We start from the raw sequence: 20,214 nt of genomic DNA, 5'->3' as shown, positions 1-20,214 counted from the left end.
GCTGCTCGTATCCGCATAAGGGCGCCACGCCGGCAGCTGAAATTTGGACATCAATCACGTTTCAACCTGTTAGCGCTATCACGGCAATATACTCGTTTAACTTGTCTATGTCGGGTTTTATAACTAGGTCGCTCCGCTAATGGAGCGATATGGAGTCGGAAATGTCTCAAGCGAACTGGAAATTGACGAACCGGATCGGCGCGGCCTGCCTCGGCCTACTCGTGGCGGCGCCTGCAGCGGCGCAACCGATCTGGACCTGGACCAACCAATACGGCTCAACCCTGGCGGTCGACAATTATAATCCAAATACAGGTGCTATTTCCGGCACTTACACGAACAATGCGAGCAATAGCTGCGATGCTGGTGCCCCTCAGACGATGATGGGCTGGCTCGCGCAGACCAATAGTGGCGCGGCGATCAGCTTTTCGGTGAATTTTGTAGGCTGCGGATCGACAACCGTGTGGACCGGACAGCTAAACGCTGCATCGGGATTTCAGGGACTTTGGCTCCTTTCACTCGCGGAACCGGTGGCATGGAACGGCATCAGCGCCGGCGCGGACACTTTCACTTTTGCAAGCGGCGACAAATCGAAACTGCCATCCGCTAGCGGCGAGGTGGCCAAGAGCGGTGCAGGCGAGAAGCTCTCGAATACCAAGACTCGCAAGTGACATGACCAGCCACGTGGCGACGGAAGGAACGTTATCAGCTGACCTTTCGTCCACCTTAATCTACCCCGACGCTCACTTTAGTCCAAAAACGGATTTGGTATCGAAGATCGAGTCTTGCCGAGCCCGAATGCCTGAGCTGTTCAGGCTCGGTACTGCTCGTTGGAGGTGGGCAAGCTGACCATATCGTTGGCCCCATCGGCAAAATCAATCTGTTTTGCGCACATCGCCAGGATCGAATTGCGCCTTAGGCCCGAAAACGGTCACGACGGCCATGGCAAGAAGGGGCCACCAACTAGACCGAACTTGTGCCCGCACGTCCCGATCTCGGCTCGTTGCCGGCACGCCACCTCTTGCCATGACGTACTCGATCACCTTGCCACTTCTATTTGATGTAGATCCAGGTTTCCCGTGCGATCTCATTCAGCAGGTCCTTCAGCGGCGGCACCGCGTTGCGAAACACCTTACCCGGAAGATCTACTTAGGCGTTCAGCTAGACAGGAACGTCACCCTTATATGTCACGACGCGTCTAAGGCTGCAGGCGACGCCCGTTGCAACAATTAGAATGATTGCCATTGCAATCATGCCAATGTCAAAAGATCCCGTCAAATCCTTGAGGTAGCCGACCATGTACGGGCCGACGAAGGCCCCAAAGGCACCAATTGAGTTGATGAAGGCGATGCCTCCAGCGGCAGCGGGCCCAGTGAGGAAACTCTGCGGGATCGTATAAAGGACTGTCCGCGCGGAAATTGTGCCAATCAGAGCAAGCGTCATGCATATGAGCGCCGATACGAGCGACGTGAACATTACCGAAAAGACAAGTCCGGTGGCGCCAACCATCAGTGCGGCGACCAAATTGTAGATCTTTTGCCCCTTACAATCGACAAGGCGCGCCCAGAACAACGAGCCTATTGTCACAAAGAAATAGGGCGCGGCCGAGAGCCAACCAATCTGTATGTTGTTCAAGTTGTGGCTCTTTAAGATCAGAGGGAGCCAGATGCCTATCCCGTAGGAGGCGATCGTGAAAGCGAAGCTGATGCCCGTCAGCATCAGCACCCGGACATCCTTCATCGCAGCCCAGAGATCCTTTTTGACCTTGTCGTGTCTTTCGTTAGCGAGTTCGTCCAGTAGTGCGTTCCGCTCCCGGGGCGTCAACCACGAGGCCTTGCTCGGCGTGTCGGCGAGCAGAACGAGGCATAAGCCTCCGAGTAAGCAGGCCGGAAGGCCTTCGATCAGAAACATCCATTGCCAGCCGGCCAGTCCCCACACCCCATCCATTCCTAATAGCAAAGCGGATAGTGGATTGCCGATCAACGAGGACAGCGGTGTCGCCGTCATGAACCAGGCGAGGACGCCTGTCCGCGACTGCGCCGGAAACCAAATGGAGATGTACCAGATGACGCCAGGAAAAAAGCCCGATTCGAAAACTCCCAGGAGAAGACGGATTGCGTAGAAGCTGTATGGCCCAACCGCGAACGCAGTCGCCGCGGCTGCAAGGCCCCAGGTTATCATGATGCGGGCGAGCCAGCGGCGCGCTCCCACGCGATACATCATCATGTTGCTGGGTACTTCGAGCAGGCAGTAGCTAAAGAAGAGGATCCCGGCGCCCCAACCGAATTGCGTGGCACTTAAGCCGATGGCTTCGTTCATCTGCAGCGCAGCGACGCCGACGCTGGTCCGATCGAGGTTGTTGAAACAATAAGCGACGCCCAACAGCGGCACGAGCCGCCGCGTGTTCTTGGCGACAGCGCTCGCGACCAAGCCACACCTTACCTCTTCGTTGGAATGACGCTGGGCAGCAGCGGCGTCCAACAATTCGTTCTGCTCCTACAACTAGTCGCTGGCCACACGTCCATTTTTTCTCTGACGCTGCGCCGCGATGTTAGGCTGAAACATGCGAATCGCGGCCACAAGTGTCCGATCGCTCATTTTCAACCATCGACAACACCTTCTACTATTGGCCCCACGCTTAGGACTTACCTAGAGCCGTCATTGAATTTAACGAGCCATCGCACGTCGCTTCCGATTGAGAGCGGCAAATGAGCTAACCGGGCTGTTTGTGTGGCGCAAGTCCAAGCATCGCCCGAGCTTCCACTGTGGTGGTGGGCTCGTACCCAAGTTCTCGGATAATCTTTACGGTCTTGTCGACCAGGCGCACGTTCGTGGCAAGTATGCCCGGTTCGAGGTAGAGATTGTCCTCCAGGCCTACACGCACGTGGCCGCCTGCGAGCACCGCGTGAGTTGTTGCGGGCAGCTGCGCTCGACCGACCCCGCTAACGCAAAACATGGCTCCTTTGGGAAGATTGCCGATCAGCAAATCGAGGATCTGTGGAGTGTAAGGCAATGCCCCCTGAATTGCGCGATCGGCACCAAGAACGAAATTGATCCAATAGGGAGGCTTATCGAACCCTTTATTGATGAGACGTATCGGATCTTGGAGAAGGTGGGAAAGTGAGAAGCATTCCCATTCGGGTTTGATGCCCGTTTTCAGGAATCGTTTCGCCATGATATCGCAGCGGGTGGGCGAGGTGTTAACGACAATCTCGCGGCCGCCAAAGCTCGCCAGAACGCTGTGAGCGTCAAATGTCGCCATGTCAGCGCCGGCCTCGAGACCCTTTAGGCGCTCTTCGAATATAACCTCATCGAGATCGGGCTCTAGGGATCGGATCATGTCTCCATCAAGGCCCCCGCCAGTGCTGTTGTTGATGATGATGCCGCACCTTGTCAGGATCCGGGAGTTGATGTCCTGATAGATTTCCGGATTACAGGTTGCGCCGTCGTCCGGCCTGCGCGCATGCAGCGCCACGATCGATGCCCCCGCATCGTAGCACCGGTACACATCCTCGGCGATCTCGCTTGGCTGGGTCGGCAGGTGTGGGTTCTGCGATTTTTTCACCACACCTCCCGTCGGAGCAATCGTGACAATAACCTTTCCTTCAAAACTCATACTGTCTCCTGTCGTCGACGATTTAGGTCGTTCATATGGTGCTCTTACATACTCGCTGAGGAACGCTTTGACACAAGACGTTGAGGCCGGAATGACATCTTCGACAAGCTCCAGTCTCCAACACCTGGCATTCCTTTTAAGATCTGCACCGGAACAGGTTTGGCTCACTCAGAATCGCCGCGACCTTTGCTCCGATGCTTGCGTTGAGGAACAGCAGCCTCGCCGCCTGCTTTAGACGACGAATGAGATCGCAGGCTTTTCGAGTGGAGAGTGGCGTCTGAGCGCACCTTTTTGGCTCGGTGCCACGCGGTTTGCGACGATCCGCGCTCTTGCGGCCGCAAACAGCTGCCCCGCTTGCGCCGACAGGTGGGCGCCGACGACGACGTTGCGTGAGTCCAGTCATGTCCTTCGACGGGTTAGATTTCGACATACGCGATGCCGGTGAAATTGCCCTGGGACCAGAGGAGATTGTGTTTGTTCTTTCCATCAAGATTGGCGGAATAGATCGAACCGGCGAGGTCGGTGACGAACATCTGGTCGCCGGGAACGTCGAGTGCGATGCCGATTCCCTCCATTAGATGCGTGATCAGAATTTCCGGCTCCGTCTTTAGATCGACACACGCGCGATTGACTGTGTTGCCACGCGGCGGATCACCGCGGTCTGTCCAATAGAGGACGCGGTTCGCCAGATCGAACTCAAGGTGAATCGGCTCCGGCAAGCCGTCGAACAGAACCTCTATGTCGGAGCGGTTTGCCGGGCTCTCGCCGTTCGGGATGTCCATGTCCGCGCGGAAGATCCGGCCCTTGCCGGCATTGTCCGGACCTTTTTGCGTCCAGTAGATTTTGCGGCGATCGGTGTCCATGGTTATGCCGATGCACCATTTGGTCGGGTCGCGTCGGTCCGACTCACCGCGGCCAGCCTCGATGAGCGTCTCGATCTCGGAGCCGTCGAGATTGCACCGCATGACCCGCATTCCTTCGCGGTCAGACCAGTAGAGCTTGCCGCCTTTCTGATCGAGCTGAATCTGCTTCGGTGTGAAAGTGGCACCGCGAGGGACGATGACTCTACGAGCCGCTCCATCAATATCGGCGCGCTCGATCGAGCCATCGTTAACGGCGATACCGGAACCCATGTTGGTCCAATAGATGTGGCCGGCGTCGACATCGATGGCGATTCCGTCAGGAAGCTGACAATCGGTGACAATAACTTTTCGATCGGAGCCATCTGGCTTCATGACTTGAATGCGGTTGGTGCTCACCTCAAGAAAGAATAGTTGACGACCTGCAATCTTTCGGCTGAACGAAAGTTTCGATTTGACCGCACTAGCGTCCGTCATGTTCTCCCTCAGGACTGATGTGCCGTATATGTTAGGCTCAAGATAGTGTTCCAAGGTGCACAGTGACGCCGTCTCGAATCTCAGTTGCGCTGGGCGGGTCAGGATGTGCTTTCGATCATCAGGTCTTTGAAACAGTAAACATCTCGCATGCCCCTGCTTTAGAGCGGTCGACCCGGCGGCAGACCTGCATGGTATCGGTAAGCAGCGGAGCAAGAGCCGGGCCAATTGCCAAAACCATTCAGCCTATAGATCGTCGACCGAACTATTCGGCTGGGACTGAGATCCGACTTGCTGCGGATAGTCGTTTGATTGCTCGAACGACACGCACCTTCCGTCCCCGCTTCCGCGGTCCTGACTGGCGAACATCAATATTTCGCGACCGCGTCACTCCGGCGGTAGTTCACACGAACCAAGCCGATGTCGACGTCCTGACTGATGCGCGCAGTCCCTGCACGGCCGCCCGCCGAAACGCCTACCAGTGCGGTTGAAAAAAGAAGTCCACATCCCGACGACCCATAAACGCGTGGTCGTACTCTATGCCGACGGACCAATTTGGAGCGAAGCCAAATTCAAGGCTCGCGCCTACCGCACTGCCCCAACGGGTTTCGCTGCCCTTGTCGATTGTCAGCCCAGTCGCAAGATCGAAGACCCGGTATTTGTCGCTGACGCCTGCAGCGCCACCCTTCATACAGACCAGCACGATATTCCAGGCATAGCCGACCTGGCCGGTGAACAGGCCAAATTCATCGATCCTGGATTCATCCTGGACACCAGCAAAGGCAAGGTCGGCGTTGGAGCCCTTAAAGTCGGCCCAGTTTCCCTGCGCCTCAAGACCGAACACCGAGTTCGCAATCTGCCGGGGGTAGCCGATTTGACCGCAGGCGGTGCCTCCTGTCGCACTATGGCACCCCAAGCCGCCGACATTGACCACGTTCCAACACTGATGTGCAGAGGCAAAGCCCCCATTGATGCCGGTGTAGAAGCCGCTCCAGTCGTCGATCCGAGTGACCATTGGGAGCGCTTCCGCCACCAGATCCGCGGCAGAGACCGAAGCAGTCTGCGCAATAAGCGCGACGGTGCACAGCAGGACTTCTTTCATTCTTTTGGCTCCGTTCCGTGTCGGCTTTCTTAACGGTTGATCGGCCACGATAGCCATGCCTCCGTCTTCTCCATCAATTGCCAAGGCTGGTAGTTGACTGCATCGCAGGCCTTCCCTGAGCATTCGATCTATCGACAGAATTCAATGTCGGCGGCTCACGATTTAGTCGTCCGAGCAGCCGATCGATCATCATTTACGGATCTTCTAAGCGCGAGCCTATCGCGCCAAGCCGCGCCTTGGAGTCGTTTTCAGTTCATCTGCTTAGTGGGAATTATACTTTGCCCGTGATTTGGCCGGTCGATTGGCACGCCAATTGCTGGAACATGAGAAAGAACGCCTCCATTCCGATGGTCGAGAGGATATCGATGTCAAACCGGAATTGGTTCTCATGGTACTCCTTTCCATTCTTTGCGCCACTCAGCGGGGCAGTGACTCAGGACATTGAAACGAATGTTGGCGCGCGACTCGACGAGGACGTAGCCAAAAAGATGAGCGTAACCGAACGGTTCGACACCCTATCTGACGCCGTTGAGGAACTTGATGAAAAGCTCGGGACGCTCGCGAAGGCACTCGGGCAGACATCTGCACTTGCAAGCTTCGAGGAGAACTCCGGGCAGACAACACCAATGCGGCGACTAAAAAACATGATAGATGCAGTGAACAAGATCAAAGATCGTCATCGCCAAGACGCCGATCTAGAAGCTAAACGCGCGCTGAACCGCCTGAAGACCATTGACCCTGCGCGATATAGCGAATTCTTTCGCGAGTACGAAGGAGGCGGCTCTAGGAGAGAGGCCGGTCGGGCGAACGGCTGATCAGCCCGGCCGGGACGAACCATGCCCCCTCTGGCCCGCGTTCGCGCGTGGCCTCGCGATGCTCATCAGAAAGTCGATCAGCCTGAGTACGAAGTTCTTTCCGTATAAGACTTAGCTGAGAAAGGCGGCGGGCCATCTCATGGGATCTCAGACAGCATGTCACCCGTTCGGAGTCTTTCGAGACGCTCCAGCGAGATTTCGATCAGCGGCCCCGTACTCCGAATGGTACGAATATGTTCGGGAAGATGATCGCTCTCATTTTGGGATCTTCGGCTCGGTCCGGCTGAAGAGACGGATGTCCAAACAGGGCACGAACGCATTCCAGCGGCACGGCGCGAAGCACGTTTCCTGTTCAGAAAGGGGGCGAACACCACGTTGGTGGCACGGCGATTGCTGGGACAGATTTCGAGCGCGTGACGGGGCGACGAAGCGCTCTTGCAATCTCCGGCCCAGGAGTTCAGATGAGGCCCACTCGATCGATCAATCAAGGCCATGCTGATGCTGCCGCCCGTCAAGTCCGGAGCGGGCCCTTGGCGTCGCGGCGCCGAGCCGAGCAAAGCGGCAGCGTCGCTCCTCCTGCCATATTGCTGCATAAGGGCCCTGAAAGCGCGATGCGCGACGAATTGCTGGTGTGTTTCGACGAGCTGCATTTTCCATCAAGCCTTTGCCCCCACTGGAGGATTCCAGCGCAACAGCGCTGTCACGAGCACTCAACAATGACAAGGATATGAGGATGACGAAGGAAGCCGGAATCAACGATGACGTCGGCGGTGCAACACGAGCATTTCAGGACTTTACTAAGCATAGCATCGGAACGCAGACGGAGTTGTCGAAAAAGTTCTTCGACGTCTATTGGCATTGGCAGGAGCGACTTCAAACCGAATGCACGCAGGCGGTAGACCTCTTCGGGAAAGTCACCTCCGCGACCTCCGCAAACGATCAGATCGGCCTTCTTCAGCTCTGGATGAAAGGCGCTACGCAGCGGGCCGCGCGGGATGTGATCTACTCGATTGAGACCGCGAAAGCTCTCGCGCATGTCGACCTTCCACTGTTCGCTAGCCCGGAGCTCTTCAACCCTACAGTCCTCTTCCCTCCTTTGGCATCACTCAACTTTCCAGCCGGGGCTGGCATCAACTTTCATTATGGTTCCTGGCAACTGCCGACTTTCCGGATCGACGGAGGTCGACCAGAACGTTGACAGTCTGGCTTTCCCTACCAGGACTCCACAGGATGACGGAGCTCTTGGTACAAAAGAGCGCGCCGCTAGACATGACACGGGCCCGGATATGATCGTAAGGCAAGCCGTCGTTAGGCCAGAGCCGGTGGTGTCGCTACAGGAGCCCTTGCGCTGCTACTCTCCGACCAACCGCATGCCGACAACGACCGGCAGCCCCGCGTTATCTTGCTCGTTGTTCGGCGGCCTCAAAGAATTTCTCTCAATCCAAGCTCGTATATCAGGTGAACTGAAGGGGCAACCACGTCGCAATTAAAGTACTTGAGAATTAGTGCGTACTTGCTGCTTAGTTCAGGAACCAGTCGCATCTGATTTCCAGCTCGGACACGGTTCGTGCCTGACGTCTGGGGGCCGCTGCCCGCTATTTTTTTTGTAATGTGTCCGTGGCAGTCGCCGTTCCAGAACAAAAGCCGTGCGTCATCGAGTTTGCGATTCCAGGTGCCCGCAACCTGTCGTCAGGTTTCGGACATTGCGTTCTAAATTGCACACGAATGAATAGAACAACAAGGCTATCAAGAACTCTCCTTTAAGGGCATCGCTGCAGGACTACACAAGCGGCCGCCGCCGGGACTAACAAGGTTGGTAGGCGATTCTGGCTTGAAGCAGAGGTAAAGGTCATATTGTAGTATCGCTTCAAAGGTACGCTTGATCCGAAGACGCGATTTGGATTAGCAGACCTCGCCAGCCTACGTCTTGGGCATAGTGTATGAGTGGCCCGCGTCGGTTGAGGCAGGTAGGTGCCCCCCGGCGTGGGAACGTTGAAATCCGACATCGGATAAACAACGGGAGTTGCTCGAAGTGCGAGTGCGTACCGTGAAGCTACATGGCTTCCCCACCTGCGAAGCGAACCGGACCAGCGTCAGGGAATGGCCGCCGGTTGGTCCGGAAGAACGGCTGGCGGACATGCATCCGAACGCCAGCCTGGCGTCCCTCCAGGAGGGAATGCAGCAGCGGATCGCGTCCGATCTTCACGATTCGACCTGCCAGCATTTGATTGCCGCGAGCCTCGGCCTGATGCGCCTGCGCACCTGCCTGAACGACCAGGCCAGTGCTGCGCGGCTATGTGACGAGATCGATGCCTCGATCGACGAGGCGCTGCGGGAGATCCGAGCGTTTGCTTATCTGCTGCATCCGCAGAATCTGACCGTCGACGGATTGAAAGCGACGATCGAACGCTATTCGCGGGGATTTGCCGCGCGGACATCGCTGCAGGTCACGACCAGGATTTCGTCGGACATCGATCGCCTGTCGCGCGACAAGCAGCACGCGTTGCTTCGGGTCATCCAGGAGGCCCTCACGAACGTCTTTCGTCATGCGAAGGCGACGGAGGCGAGAATCGTCGTCGCCTCGAGCGGCAGCCATTTTCAATTGACCGTCAGCGACAACGGCCAGGGCTTTCCGGCGGAGCGCGCGAAATCCGGTACGAAGGCTGTGATGGGTGTTGGAATTCCAGCCATGCGGGCCAGATTGCAGCAGATCGGAGGTACGCTTCACATCCAGTCCGACTCGGCGGCGCGACATTCCGGCACAACCTTACTGGCGGTGTTCCCGCGCGATATCGCCGGGAACAAACGTAACAGAAAAGCGGCCACAACCCTCGTGAGGGCCCGCGCAGGCACATGAGAGAAGAAAACTGATCACCGGGGGCGGGCGAACGTCGCTTTTTCCGTAGCTGGCGTTTCGGGCTGCCACCGTGTCAAGGAACTGGGGTGCTCTGCCATGAAGCGCTTTCTGATCGCGACGATCACGAGGCGGTGCGATCGGGACTTCGGGTCGTGCTCGATCAGCGGGCGGATTGGGAGGTGGTCGCCAAAGCGAATACGGCAGCAAGGCCGTGCTGCTGCAATCGCCAACCAGCGCCACGTCGCCATCGTCGATTTTTCCATGCCACGCATCGCGCGGCGGATCAGGGAATACCCGCTTCAGACCGAGGTGTTGATCTTCACGGTGCACAATTCCAGCCTGCTCGAGCAGGAGGCGTTCCAGGCGGGCGCGCGCCTTCCTGCTGAAGTAAGACGCCAACAAGCCTGCTCGCGGCGGTGGAGGCGCTTCTGGCGCACAAGCCATCATGTCGAGCCGAACCAACTGATCGTCAGCGGGCGGCAACCAATGTCGAGCAGGCAGTCGCAATTGCGTTCGAGACGCGTTTCGACGTCGTGAGCGTCGATTATTCGATGCCACTCATGAGCGGACCGGAGGTCAGCCGTTCGTGCTCTGCAGCACGGAAGTCCTGATCTCGACAGTGCACTAGAATGAGAACTGCTGACCGAAGCCATCCTGGCGGAAATCCGCCGGCTCCTTGCTCAAGCTGGATGCTAGGAACTACCTGATTTCCGCGATCGAAGGCGCTAGCGACCTTAGGGAGGACAGGCTCCCGAACGAAAGTGAAATCGTCAACATACAAACACTATAAAACCAATGATGAGAGTACCTTAAATGCAAAACGTGAAGGCACCGGGAGATTATGAGGAATTGATCCATGTCATCCACGACCGCTACGATGACATGAGCAAGTCCTATCGAAAGATAGCCGTTTATCTAACCCAGAACCCGAATGATGTCGCAATCCTTTCGGAAACGCCATCGCCGATCGCTGCGGCATCCATGCCTCGAGCTCCGTGCGTTTCGCCCAGTCACTGGGCTATGAAGGTTTCAAGGAGCTTCAAGCGCTATTTCAGCGGCGCCTGTCAACTGCCGCTCCGGGGTTCGAGGCGCACACTAAAGCCGTGGAGGTTGAACTGGGCGCCCGTTTGGATCGCAGTGAAGTTGGTTTCCTGCGCGACCTGGTCGTCCGTGACATTGCCTCCCTTCAAGACATACTAAGGGACATCTCCCCAAAAGCTCTCTCAGACGCGGCGAGCCTCCTTGAGAGAGCCGACTCGGTTTTTCTGATCGGGCAACTGCGTTCAGCGCCCGTCGTTGAATTCCTTCGCTATATATTGACCATGCTGGGCAAACGTTGTGTATTGCTCGACGCAGGCGGCGGACTTGCTACGCACATCGCGCGTACGATCCGCAAGAAGGACGTGCTCTTGGCGGTATCGTTCCGCTTCTACGCAAACGAGGTCGTCAACGTTGTGGAAGAAGCTGGGCGCAATGGCGTTCCCATCATTGCGCTATCGGATAGCACGCTGTCTCCGCTGGCCAAGAGCGCCCGCGTTCTATTCGCGGTTCCAGAGCATGAATACACGCTTTCCCGTTCACTCGCCGCTCCTATGTGCCTTGCCCATGCTTTGATGGTAGTGCTGGCAGCGAGACTACAGAAAAACGATGTCAATCCGCGGATTCCAACGGTTACCGGTCAGTAGGGCGACTGGAGCGGCTTGCGCTTGGATCCCCATTCCCTTGGCCAATTTCACGAAGGGCGCACAACGGCTGCAGCCGTCGCAACTCCAGCAACTGAGAGTATGGCGCGGTCGGTCGCGCCTTTTCTATGTTCGTCGTCCGGTGATGCGCGCAGGCGAGCAGCGTCTCAAAAGACCAGTCGTCGATCGGTTACCGGGGGAACTCGGACCATGTCGGGCGTCGGATGGCGGGCACGTGGACGAGTCGTGATGGTTTGCGGTTGTCCCGTCAGGGCCGCCGTTTCAATTGCGACCAGTGCGCGCAGGTCGGCCAACCCCTCCTCCCCATCAGCCTCGGGCGGCGTTCCAGCTTTGATGCAATCTGAGAAGTATTCCACCTGTGCGCTAAAATGGTCGGTTTGCGGAAACTGCGTTTCGCTGACCTCGCCGTCGCGGCGCAGACGTAGTCTTGTTGCAGTCTCGAACCTGAAGCCGGGATCGAGTTCGAGATCGCCTGCCGTCCCGACGACCCGATAATTGTCGACGGCTCCCGCCCCGAAGCTGGCGACGAATTGCGCCAAACCGCCTGAAGGGAAACGCAGCAAGGCTGCGACAGACGCGTCCACCTCGCAAAAACGCGGATCATCGGTCGGTCGACGCGCCATCGCCATGGCCTCGATCGGCTCTTCAGCAAAGATGTGACGAGCCGCATTGACGCAATAAACACCTACGTCCTGGAGCGGCCCGCCCCAACTCGCAGCTTTCAGTCTGTGGTTCTCTTGGGGTGCCTGGAAACTGAATACCGATTGAAAGAAGAGCGGCCGGCCGATCGCGCCGTTGCGGATATGTTCGAGGACGGCGACGGTTCCGGGTTCGTTGTGAAGCCTGTAGGCGGTCATCAGAAACACGCCGGCTTCGCGCGCAGCGGCGATCATGGCGAGCGCATCTTGCTCGTTGGTAGCGAGCGGCTTCTCGACCAAGACATGCTTGCCGGCGCGAGCCGCCCGAACTGCGCAGTCCGCATGCAAGTGGTTGGGCAGAGCGATATACACCGCATCGACGTCAGAGCTCCTCAACAGAGCATCGTATCTGTCATAGCCGACGATCTGCCCAACAGCGTGGAACTCCGCCAACCGCGCGGCCTTATCCCGATCACCAGTCACGATCGCGGTGACCTTCGAGTTTGTTGACTGTCCGACTCCCGGCAAGAAGGCTTGTTGCGAAATCCGGCCCGCGCCGACAACTGCATACTTGATCATCATTTTCGCTTTCAGGACTAGCGTTGGATTGCGTGAGTGGTGGGTCGATTCCCTCCAACCTTATTTTCTCGCTCAATCGGTCATACAACGGAGGATGTGGTCCATATTCCAGGATAGCGGATCATTCTCGGCAAGCGCTGCAGCGACTTGCTCTGCGATGCCGAGGTGACATAGCCGTCCCATGCGCTCGCTCCGACCGACACTCCGGTCTTCACAGCGCTGACCTAATCAGCCCTCCGCCTGCGATACGCCGCTTCGAATCTCGGCACCCCAAGGGCTGGATACGAATGACCGCCAGCTCTGTCTCTGTTGATCAGCGTCCGTGTTCCGCTGGCTTCACTTAGGCTTTATAAAATAAGCCATGCCGCCGTTGCACATGGGCGTCGTTGGGTCGATTATTCATGCTCGCGACATGTTCCTTTTGCCAGCCCTCTCGGAGGCCATCGACGTCCCGATGATGCCCTCCGACGCCAATTTAGCGATCTTGGTGTCGGAGAGCCCGAGAAGTCCCGATAGTATCTCGCTGTTATGCTCTCCGAGCGTTGGTGCCGCTGTGCGAACCGCAAACGGCCCCGACCCGTCGCGGATCGGCATCGACGGCTGTGGATGCAAGCCAATGAACGCGCGTTCCACTTCCTGGAGAAATCCACGCGACCCGAGATGCGGGTCCCTGAGCAGATCAGTTGGCTGCCGGGCCACGCCGACCGCAACTCTTCCCGCCTGCAACTTCGACATCGCCTGGTCGGCATCGTGGGTGAGCGTCCAGGCTTCGATGGCCCTCTCTATCTCGTCCTCGATACAGCGGCGAGCTTCTGCACATTGCAGCGATGCGTCTATCGCCCAGTCTGGCCGTCCAATGAGAATAGCAAGCCTCTGCCACATTTTCTCGTCGATCGCGGCTAGCATGACCCAACTGTCCTCGCCCGAGCACCGAAAGCAGCCATGCGGAACGAACTGCGGATGTCGGCTACCATACTTCGGGGGCGGCATACCTCCGATCGACTGAACGGTGATCCACGGCGCCGCAAACGGCATCATGCATTCGATTTGCGCAAGGTCAATGAACTGTCCGAGCCCGGTATTGCGGGCGTGAATCAGCGCGACTAGAACTGCTGCGCAGCCGTTCAACCCACCGACGGCATCCCCAAAGGCGACGTGGCTCATCACGGGTGGCCCGTCCGGATTTCCGACCACGATCGGCAACCCTGCCCCCTGCTCAAGGGTTGAACCGTAAGCTCGACAATCGCGATAGAGGCTGTTCGCGCCAAAAGCTGACATTGACAACATGACAAGCCGAGGATTAAGCGTTCGGAGCACATCGTAGCCAAGTCCGAGCTTCGGCAGCACGTCAACCGAATAATTATCTACGACAACGTCGGCTCCCGCCAGAAGGCGCTTTGCAAGAACGAGGCCTTGGGGCTGCGTGAGGTCGAGCGTGATGCCGCGCTTGTTGCGGTTCATGACGCAAAAGGCTTGGCTCTTTTCGTACATCTGAGCGTCGACGTAAGGAGACCGCCGGTCAACACCGCGCCACCAATCCGGATACTTTGTGGACTCGATCTTGATGACTTCCGCGCCAAGATCAGCCAAGGTGCGTGTGCACAACGGGCCTGCCCAGCCCATCGTGAAGTCAATAACGCGAATCCCACGCAAGGGCTGCCGTCCGGCATCGATGCACGTGGACGACCGCACCGCAGCCAAAGATGGATGGGTTCGGATGTCCGCGACAGATCGCTGTTCACCAACAGCTGGAACCTTGCCCCCTCGGCGCGGAGGCGTCAATGTCAGCCGCTGCATCGACCCAACTGTCATGGCCTCTTCTTGGCCTAGGACGATAGGTACGATTGCGCCGCGCTCCCTTTTTTCTGTGTCGAGGAGCAGATCGGATAGGTTCGGCACTGGTACGATCGGGATCTTCCGCTTCAGTCCCTCTGCGAACCACTCCTGCGCTGTCCGAGCCTTCAACCTTGGCACGAAGTGTCGTTCGATCATCTCAAAGTGTTGCAGACGCTCTTCGCTGAGAACCAGAGCCGGACTATCGCGCAGTTCGGACAGCCCGAGCATATCGCAGAATGCGTGCCATTGTGCCGGCGTGAATGTCGTAACGCCGAGCCAGCCGTTTTTGGTTTCGTAAATGCCGCCCGGAAAAACCGGCCAGAAGCGGTTAATGCCAATCCGGCGCATGACCTCGCCGCGCGCCGAAGCCTCGAACATGAGATATTCGCTGATAGTGAGGCTCGATTCGAAGACACTGACCGACCACGACCGTCCTGCCTCCCCCTCCATTCGTGCGACCGCCGAAGAAGCCGCCGCGATGAAACCCCACAGACCGCCAAGGATGCCGGTCTGGAAATCCGGTGCGTGCAACGGCGGGCCTTCGGCCGGTCCAACGAGCTTGATAAGGCCGGCGAGCGCGCGAATGGTCGCATCGGTTGCGGTGAATCCCGCATAAGGGCCCTCGCGGCCGAACCAGCTCGCTTCGAGGTGGGTCAAACTGGATCGCCGTTGGTGGATCGCGGCGATATCAATGGAGGGGCAATTCGCCGGATCAATGTCCCTGCCGTCAACCAGAATATCGCAGGTCTCGATCATCGCTTCCAGCCGCGTTATCGCGTCCGAAGCAGCGGGGTCGATGATCGTGCTTGACTTGTTGAAGTTCAGGAAAGCGAACCAAGCGCTCTGGCCCATCGGCGTGAGCGGCGCGCAGTGGCGAATTGGATCGCCTGTCGGCGGCTCGACCTTCTGAACGTCCGCGCCGAAGTCAGCAAACAATCGCGCGCAATAGCTGGTTGCCGCCGAGCTACCAATTTCGACGACCCGCAGATGCGACAGTACTCCCATCGTGGCTCCATTTTCCCAATCAAAGGCTTCCAATCGGGATCTTTTGACTATCAAAATTGCTCCGCGCCGGATCGGGCCCTAGTGCGTGGCAAAGCCCTCATAGCCGCTCGCGACGACTTCGTCGCACTTTTGCCGATAGCTGCCCACACCCCCGGTGTAGGAGAGTACGCGGCGCGGCTTCCCTTCGACGTTCGATCCCAAGTACCAGGAATCAGTCTTGGCGATCAGCATCGCGTTGGCCGTCTCATCGTGATGCGCCACCCATTGATCTTCCAACGCTTTGGAAGGTTCGATGAACTTCAAGTTTTTGCCGCAGAGATAGCTAATGCATCCGGTTATCCACTCAACCTGTTGCTGCAAGCAGGTAGTCATGTTGCAAAGCGCGGCGGCGGGGGCAAGCGGCACGGCGGTCGTGAAGAGATTGGGATAGCCGTGCACCTGTAATCCCATGGTGGTCCGGATGTCTCTGCCCCACTCCTCCCTCAACGATCGTCCATCGCGACCGCGGATGTCGATGCGGGTCAAAGCGCCCGTTCCTGCGTCGAATCCCGTTGCTAGGATGATGACGTCGAGCGGGTGAATTGTGCCGTCCGCCGTCTGGATGCCTTCGGTCGTGATGCGCTCGATTGGGTTAGTCTTGACGTCGACAACTTCCACATTAGCTCGATGGAAGGCCTCGAGGAAATTCTGCTCCAAGGGTACCCGATGGGTCCCGAATCCGTAATCGCTCGGGATCAGCAGCTCGCAAAGTCTTGGATCCCTGAGCCGCTCGCGCATTTTCGCGCGCACGAATTCGGAGATCTCCGCGTTCACGCCCTCATCGAAAAACAATTCAGCGAAGGACGCTATCCACAACTTCACAGAACCGTCGTTCCAGCAGTCTTCGATCACCTTGCGGCGCTGTTGCGGTGGCAGACCGGCCCAGGCGTACTCAACGTCATATTCGAAGCCCGTGAACGTGTGCGGCAGCTGCTCGGTAAGGGCTTTGAACTTCGACTTGTAGGCCTCGACGTCCGCGGCGGTGTACTTGAGATTCTTCATAGGGAGGATGTATTGCGGCGTGCGGACGAACACCTTGAGATGACCGACCTTTTCCGCGATCGTCTGGATCACCTGGATCCCCGTTGCTCCGATACCGACCACGCCGACAAGCTTCCCGGCAAAATCAACCGGTTGCTGCGGCCATCGCGCCGTATGAAAAGCCAGCCCCTTGAACGTCTCCTGCCCCGGGAACGACACATGGGGCGCCGAAAGCATGCCGCAACAGGTGATGAGAAACTGAGTATCGATCACATCACCCTTGTCGGTCGCGACCACCCATCGCTCCGTCGTTTCATTGAAATGAGCGCTCTGGACCGTCGCGCCGAACTGAATATTCTTGCGCAGATCAAGCTGGTCCGCCACGTAATTGAGCCAGCGTTCGATTTCGGATTGGCTCGGAAACCTTTCGCTCCAACTCCATCCTTTGTAGAGGTCTTCAGAGAAAAGGTACTGATAGACGTGGCCCTCTGAATCGACACGCGCACCAGGATAACGGTTCCAATACCAAGTGCCGCCGACCTCCGAGGCCGCGTCGATCGCCCTGACGTTCAGCCCGAGCTCCCGTAGCCGGTACAGTTGATAAAGGCCAGCGATGCCGGCTCCGATGATCAGGACATCGAATTTGGCAGTCGCATGCGCGCCATTACCACCACTGGCCCCGCTCGTGGTTGGGGTCATCTTCTCCTCCCATCTGTTCTTGACGACCTAGCGAGGGAGAGCAGCAAGTATCGTACCAGTTGGGGGGCCGCGACAGTTAAGCGCAAACACAACGCCTAGAAAGTCGCAACGACTGCGGCGCCTTATGCTTTTGAAACAATTGCGACATACGTCTGCAGTACGACAGCTTCGAGCTGCATTCGATATGTCACGGACCGCAATTTGAGGGACCGCACGCGCGCAAACAATGGCCGGCAAGCGACATATATCGTGGAGCGATTGCCTAGAGCAGATCGTAGCGGTCGCACTCGACGCTAAACATGTGGCTGCGTGCTGCGCATAGGATTGGTCGCATTATGCACGCATGGCTTTTTTGATTTTCCTCACCAAAAGTCGGACAGCTTGTAATCATCCAATTCACGGTCATTCCTCCGAGCCGTGATCGAGCAAATTTGCGAGCGGTCAACTACCAACAATGGCAATTGATCCAGATGACAGACGCGTGTCACTGATTGCTTGCAAAACGTCGGACTGGAGCTTGCCGACATTCAGCAATAGCTCATTCAAAGATACAAACTCGCTTTGAGACAAGGACTTGCAGTAATGCATTCGTCTGCACTGACGTCACGCGCCCAGATCTCTGAAGCCGCGCCTGTCTGCTTTCCCGATATTGCTCAAATTATCAAGTGGCGCGACAGCTCCTATGCGGCCGATCTCTATATCGCCGCAGTTTCGTGGCTTGATCTTTTTACTTACCTGGATGGCCAGCCGGTAACGGAAGAGGAACTGCGAGTTCATTTCTTTCTTCGCGAGCGGCCAACACGGACCATGCTTCGGCTCTTTGAATCGTGGGGCCTCATCTCCAGACAATCCGGCCGACTGCACGCAACGCCGACAGCCGTTCGGTATCTGAGCGGAAATTCCCCGGACAACGTCGCGTCGTATATTGCAACGATGAAATACAAGTCATCTGTGCGGGAACTTTATGAGATCCTGCGACAGGATGGCTCGGATACCTGGCACGTTGAGCGCGGCGTAACCAAGACCTGGGACGCCTTGATGCAGACGGATGAGTTCGCCGATCTGAACACACGCGGGATGGAGGAACGCGGACGGATCTTTGCTCCGCACCTTGCGAAGCTGCTTGATTGCACGAATGATACTTGCGTACTCGATGTAGGCGGTGGATCGGGGGTCTATTCCGCGCATTTGTTGATGCGCTATTCCTCACTCTCGGCAACGATCCTTGAGCGTCCCCCCGTTGATCAGCTTGCAAGAACGTGCCTGGCGGACCGGAATCTATACCCGAGTCGCGCCAATGTCATAGCTGGCGATATGTTCGTTGATCCTCTGCCTCGGAATGCTAGCCTCCACCTCTATTCGCATGTGCTTCACAATTGCGGACCAGACAAGGTTCACCTTCTCCTGAGCAAGTCTTTTGACACCATTGCTTGCGATGGTCGGATAGCAATTTACGGCTGCCACCCTGATGATCGCGGAGGACGCCCATCCTCGGCAGCCGAAGCAGAATACTCCGTGCTGCTGACCACCGGATACGAAGGCTGCTGTTACACCTTTGAGGACATGCGGGCCATGCTCGAGAGGACCGGCTTCCAGGAGATGGAATTCCACAAATCAATCTGCAATCGCAGCCTCATCGTTGCGAGAAAGATCGCCTGACGCCGATGACTTCTCCGCTTTGCAGGAACGGCTCATTCCACCGCTGCTCTCAATGAGCCTCGTGAGCACGGCATGTCTATTCCAACCCATGTTCTCTTGTCTAAGCTTCGGACGGCCGGGTATACCTTTTTCTCCGGGGTACCGTGTTCCATCTTTGGTGATCTCTTCGGCCTTGTTGCCGAATCTTCAGGACTCCTGACTGTGCCGGCGGCCAACGAAGGTAGCGCAGTTGCGCTAGTTGCTGGCGCGGCGCTCTCAGGTCAACGAGGGGTCGTTGCGCTTCAAAATTCTGGGCTCGGAAATGTCATCAACCCGCTGACATCTCTGTTAATGGTCAACAAAATTCCCATCCTGCTACTCTTATCCGTTCGTGGCCACCCCGATGAACCTGCCGACGAGCCGCAACACACGATCATGGGTGCCAACACAAAGGCCCTCTTGAATCAGCTCTCTATTGAATGCTGTGACTTTGATGGCACCGAGTCTGGCTTGGATCGCGCGCTCGCACAAGGCGACGATACATTTCATCGTTCAGCACCGTTTGCATTGCTCTTTCGGAGGGGGCAATTATCCGAGTGCAGCCCCGACGAAAGACAGGTTAATACAGTTCACTATGGGGTCAGTGTCGGACAAGCCATTGAGTTGATTTACCAGCAGCTCGAACCCGATACTCTTGTTGTCTCTACGACCGGATACATTTCTCGTGAGCTGCTCCGTGTCCAGGATCGTCCCACTAACTTCTACATGCAGGGCTCCCTTGGACATTGCAGCGCGGTTGCGGCAGGGGTTGCGCTGACTTCGCCCACCCGAACCGTCCTGGCACTGGATGGAGATGGCGGCGCGCTGATGCACATGGGTATCCTATCGACTATCGGCTATGCCGCCCCCCAGAATCTCATTCATGTAGTGCTGGACAACGAAGGATACGTTTCGACGGGCGGTCAATTCTCGACGTCACGAACGACATCTCTCGAGGCCGTTGCCTCCGCCTGCGGTTATCGAACGGCTACTCGCTGTGAGCGGGCCGAGCATATCACGACAGCCTTGCGACAGTGCGCCTGGCGCAGCGGCCCTCATTTCGTGGTCTGCAAGGTCAATCGCCTCCATCCCTCTCAGCTTGCTCGCGTCACAAGTCGATACTCTCCGCTTCAGAATAAGACCATGTTTCAGCGCGGCATCGGCATCTGCGGCAATGAGATAGCGACAACCGACAAAATGGGGCTCGTGTCATAGCTCGGTGGCCGTCTATGGGCTGATCTTCATCGCTCTGGTTTGGAACATAAACGAGGTTGTCAAAGACCTGCTCCACCGCCTGCCCACATCCACTTCGAAGACGCGACCGCGGTCGTGGATC

16 protein-coding genes are annotated in these 20,214 nt (G+C 57.3%); 8 read left to right on the top strand and 8 right to left on the bottom strand.

Annotated features, from left to right (window positions below; all coding sequences use genetic code 11):
• Nucleotides 1-161: 161 nt before the first annotated feature.
• Nucleotides 162-668 carry an avidin/streptavidin family protein gene (locus QQL28_RS41775; protein WP_284275161.1) on the top strand — a complete coding sequence of 169 codons (507 nt, stop codon included), beginning with the start codon at nt 162-164 and terminating at the stop codon, nt 666-668.
• A 490-nt stretch (nt 669-1,158) separates the two neighbouring features.
• Here the strand turns inward: QQL28_RS41775 and QQL28_RS41770 are convergent, their stop codons facing one another.
• From QQL28_RS41770 to QQL28_RS41755, 4 genes are all read right to left on the bottom strand, one after another.
• Nucleotides 1,159-2,481: an MFS transporter gene (locus QQL28_RS41770; protein ID WP_284275160.1), complete on the bottom strand. Its 1,323-nt coding sequence runs from the start codon at nt 2,479-2,481 to the stop codon at nt 1,159-1,161.
• Nucleotides 2,482-2,710: 229 nt separating this feature from the next.
• Nucleotides 2,711-3,613 carry a beta-keto acid cleavage family enzyme gene (locus QQL28_RS41765; RefSeq protein ID WP_284275159.1) on the bottom strand — a complete coding sequence of 301 codons (903 nt, stop codon included), beginning with the start codon at nt 3,611-3,613 and terminating at the stop codon, nt 2,711-2,713.
• Nucleotides 3,614-4,029: 416 nt separating this feature from the next.
• A complete protein-coding gene (locus QQL28_RS41760) occupies nt 4,030-4,950 on the bottom strand; it encodes a 3-hydroxyacyl-CoA dehydrogenase (protein ID WP_284275158.1) in 921 nt (306 codons plus the stop codon).
• Between the two features lie 472 nt (nt 4,951-5,422).
• On the bottom strand, nt 5,423-6,049 hold the full coding sequence (locus QQL28_RS41755) for an outer membrane protein (RefSeq protein WP_348522560.1): 627 nt from the start codon (nt 6,047-6,049) through the stop codon (nt 5,423-5,425).
• Nucleotides 6,050-6,327: 278 nt separating this feature from the next.
• On the opposite strand from QQL28_RS41755, the gene QQL28_RS41750 reads away from it, so the two are divergent.
• The 3 genes from QQL28_RS41750 to QQL28_RS41740 all read left to right on the top strand — a co-directional run bounded on the left by QQL28_RS41750 (nt 6,328) and on the right by QQL28_RS41740 (nt 9,721).
• Nucleotides 6,328-6,864 carry a hypothetical protein gene (locus QQL28_RS41750; RefSeq protein ID WP_284275157.1) on the top strand — a complete coding sequence of 179 codons (537 nt, stop codon included), beginning with the start codon at nt 6,328-6,330 and terminating at the stop codon, nt 6,862-6,864.
• 733 nt (nt 6,865-7,597) lie between these two features.
• On the top strand, nt 7,598-8,062 hold the full coding sequence (locus QQL28_RS41745; protein WP_284275155.1) for a hypothetical protein: 465 nt from the start codon (nt 7,598-7,600) through the stop codon (nt 8,060-8,062).
• A gap of 939 nt (nt 8,063-9,001) precedes the next feature.
• Nucleotides 9,002-9,721: a sensor histidine kinase gene (locus tag QQL28_RS41740; protein WP_348522561.1), complete on the top strand. Its 720-nt coding sequence runs from the start codon at nt 9,002-9,004 to the stop codon at nt 9,719-9,721.
• A 14-nt stretch (nt 9,722-9,735) separates the two neighbouring features.
• Here the strand turns inward: QQL28_RS41740 and QQL28_RS41735 are convergent, their stop codons facing one another.
• The gene (locus tag QQL28_RS41735) at nt 9,736-9,984 is read right to left on the bottom strand and encodes a hypothetical protein (protein WP_284275153.1); all 249 of its coding nucleotides are present in this window, start codon (nt 9,982-9,984) and stop codon (nt 9,736-9,738) included.
• Here QQL28_RS41735 and QQL28_RS41730 point away from each other — a divergent pair.
• Nucleotides 9,983-10,258: a response regulator gene (locus QQL28_RS41730; protein ID WP_284275151.1), complete on the top strand. Its 276-nt coding sequence runs from the start codon at nt 9,983-9,985 to the stop codon at nt 10,256-10,258. The genes QQL28_RS41735 and QQL28_RS41730 overlap by 2 nt on opposite strands.
• Nucleotides 10,259-10,716: 458 nt before the next feature.
• Nucleotides 10,717-11,406 carry a MurR/RpiR family transcriptional regulator gene (locus QQL28_RS41725; RefSeq protein WP_284275149.1) on the top strand — a complete coding sequence of 230 codons (690 nt, stop codon included), beginning with the start codon at nt 10,717-10,719 and terminating at the stop codon, nt 11,404-11,406.
• Nucleotides 11,407-11,570: 164 nt separating this feature from the next.
• Here the strand turns inward: QQL28_RS41725 and QQL28_RS41720 are convergent, their stop codons facing one another.
• From QQL28_RS41720 to QQL28_RS41710, 3 genes are all read right to left on the bottom strand, one after another.
• Nucleotides 11,571-12,644 (bottom strand): Gfo/Idh/MocA family protein, encoded by a 1,074-nt coding sequence (locus QQL28_RS41720; protein ID WP_284275147.1) that lies wholly within the window; start codon nt 12,642-12,644, stop codon nt 11,571-11,573.
• Between the two features lie 396 nt (nt 12,645-13,040).
• On the bottom strand, nt 13,041-15,515 hold the full coding sequence (locus QQL28_RS41715; RefSeq protein ID WP_284275145.1) for a CaiB/BaiF CoA-transferase family protein: 2,475 nt from the start codon (nt 15,513-15,515) through the stop codon (nt 13,041-13,043).
• Nucleotides 15,516-15,560: 45 nt separating this feature from the next.
• Entirely contained in the window at nt 15,561-17,201 is a 1,641-nt protein-coding gene (locus QQL28_RS41710) for a flavin-containing monooxygenase (protein WP_284275143.1), read from the bottom strand.
• A 582-nt stretch (nt 17,202-17,783) separates the two neighbouring features.
• On the opposite strand from QQL28_RS41710, the gene QQL28_RS41705 reads away from it, so the two are divergent.
• Both QQL28_RS41705 and aepY read left to right on the top strand, forming a co-directional pair.
• Nucleotides 17,784-18,860 carry a methyltransferase gene (locus QQL28_RS41705; protein WP_284275141.1) on the top strand — a complete coding sequence of 359 codons (1,077 nt, stop codon included), beginning with the start codon at nt 17,784-17,786 and terminating at the stop codon, nt 18,858-18,860.
• Between the two features lie 72 nt (nt 18,861-18,932).
• On the top strand, nt 18,933-20,093 hold the full coding sequence (gene aepY / locus QQL28_RS41700; RefSeq protein WP_284275139.1) for a phosphonopyruvate decarboxylase: 1,161 nt from the start codon (nt 18,933-18,935) through the stop codon (nt 20,091-20,093).
• The last annotated feature ends 121 nt before the right edge of the window (nt 20,094-20,214 follow it).

Source organism: Bradyrhizobium iriomotense (assembly GCF_030160715.1).
Taxonomy (GTDB): Bacteria; Pseudomonadota; Alphaproteobacteria; order Rhizobiales; family Xanthobacteraceae; genus Bradyrhizobium; species Bradyrhizobium iriomotense.
The sequence above is the reverse complement of the archived record's forward strand: the minus strand, read 5'-3'. Positions and strand labels throughout refer to the sequence as shown.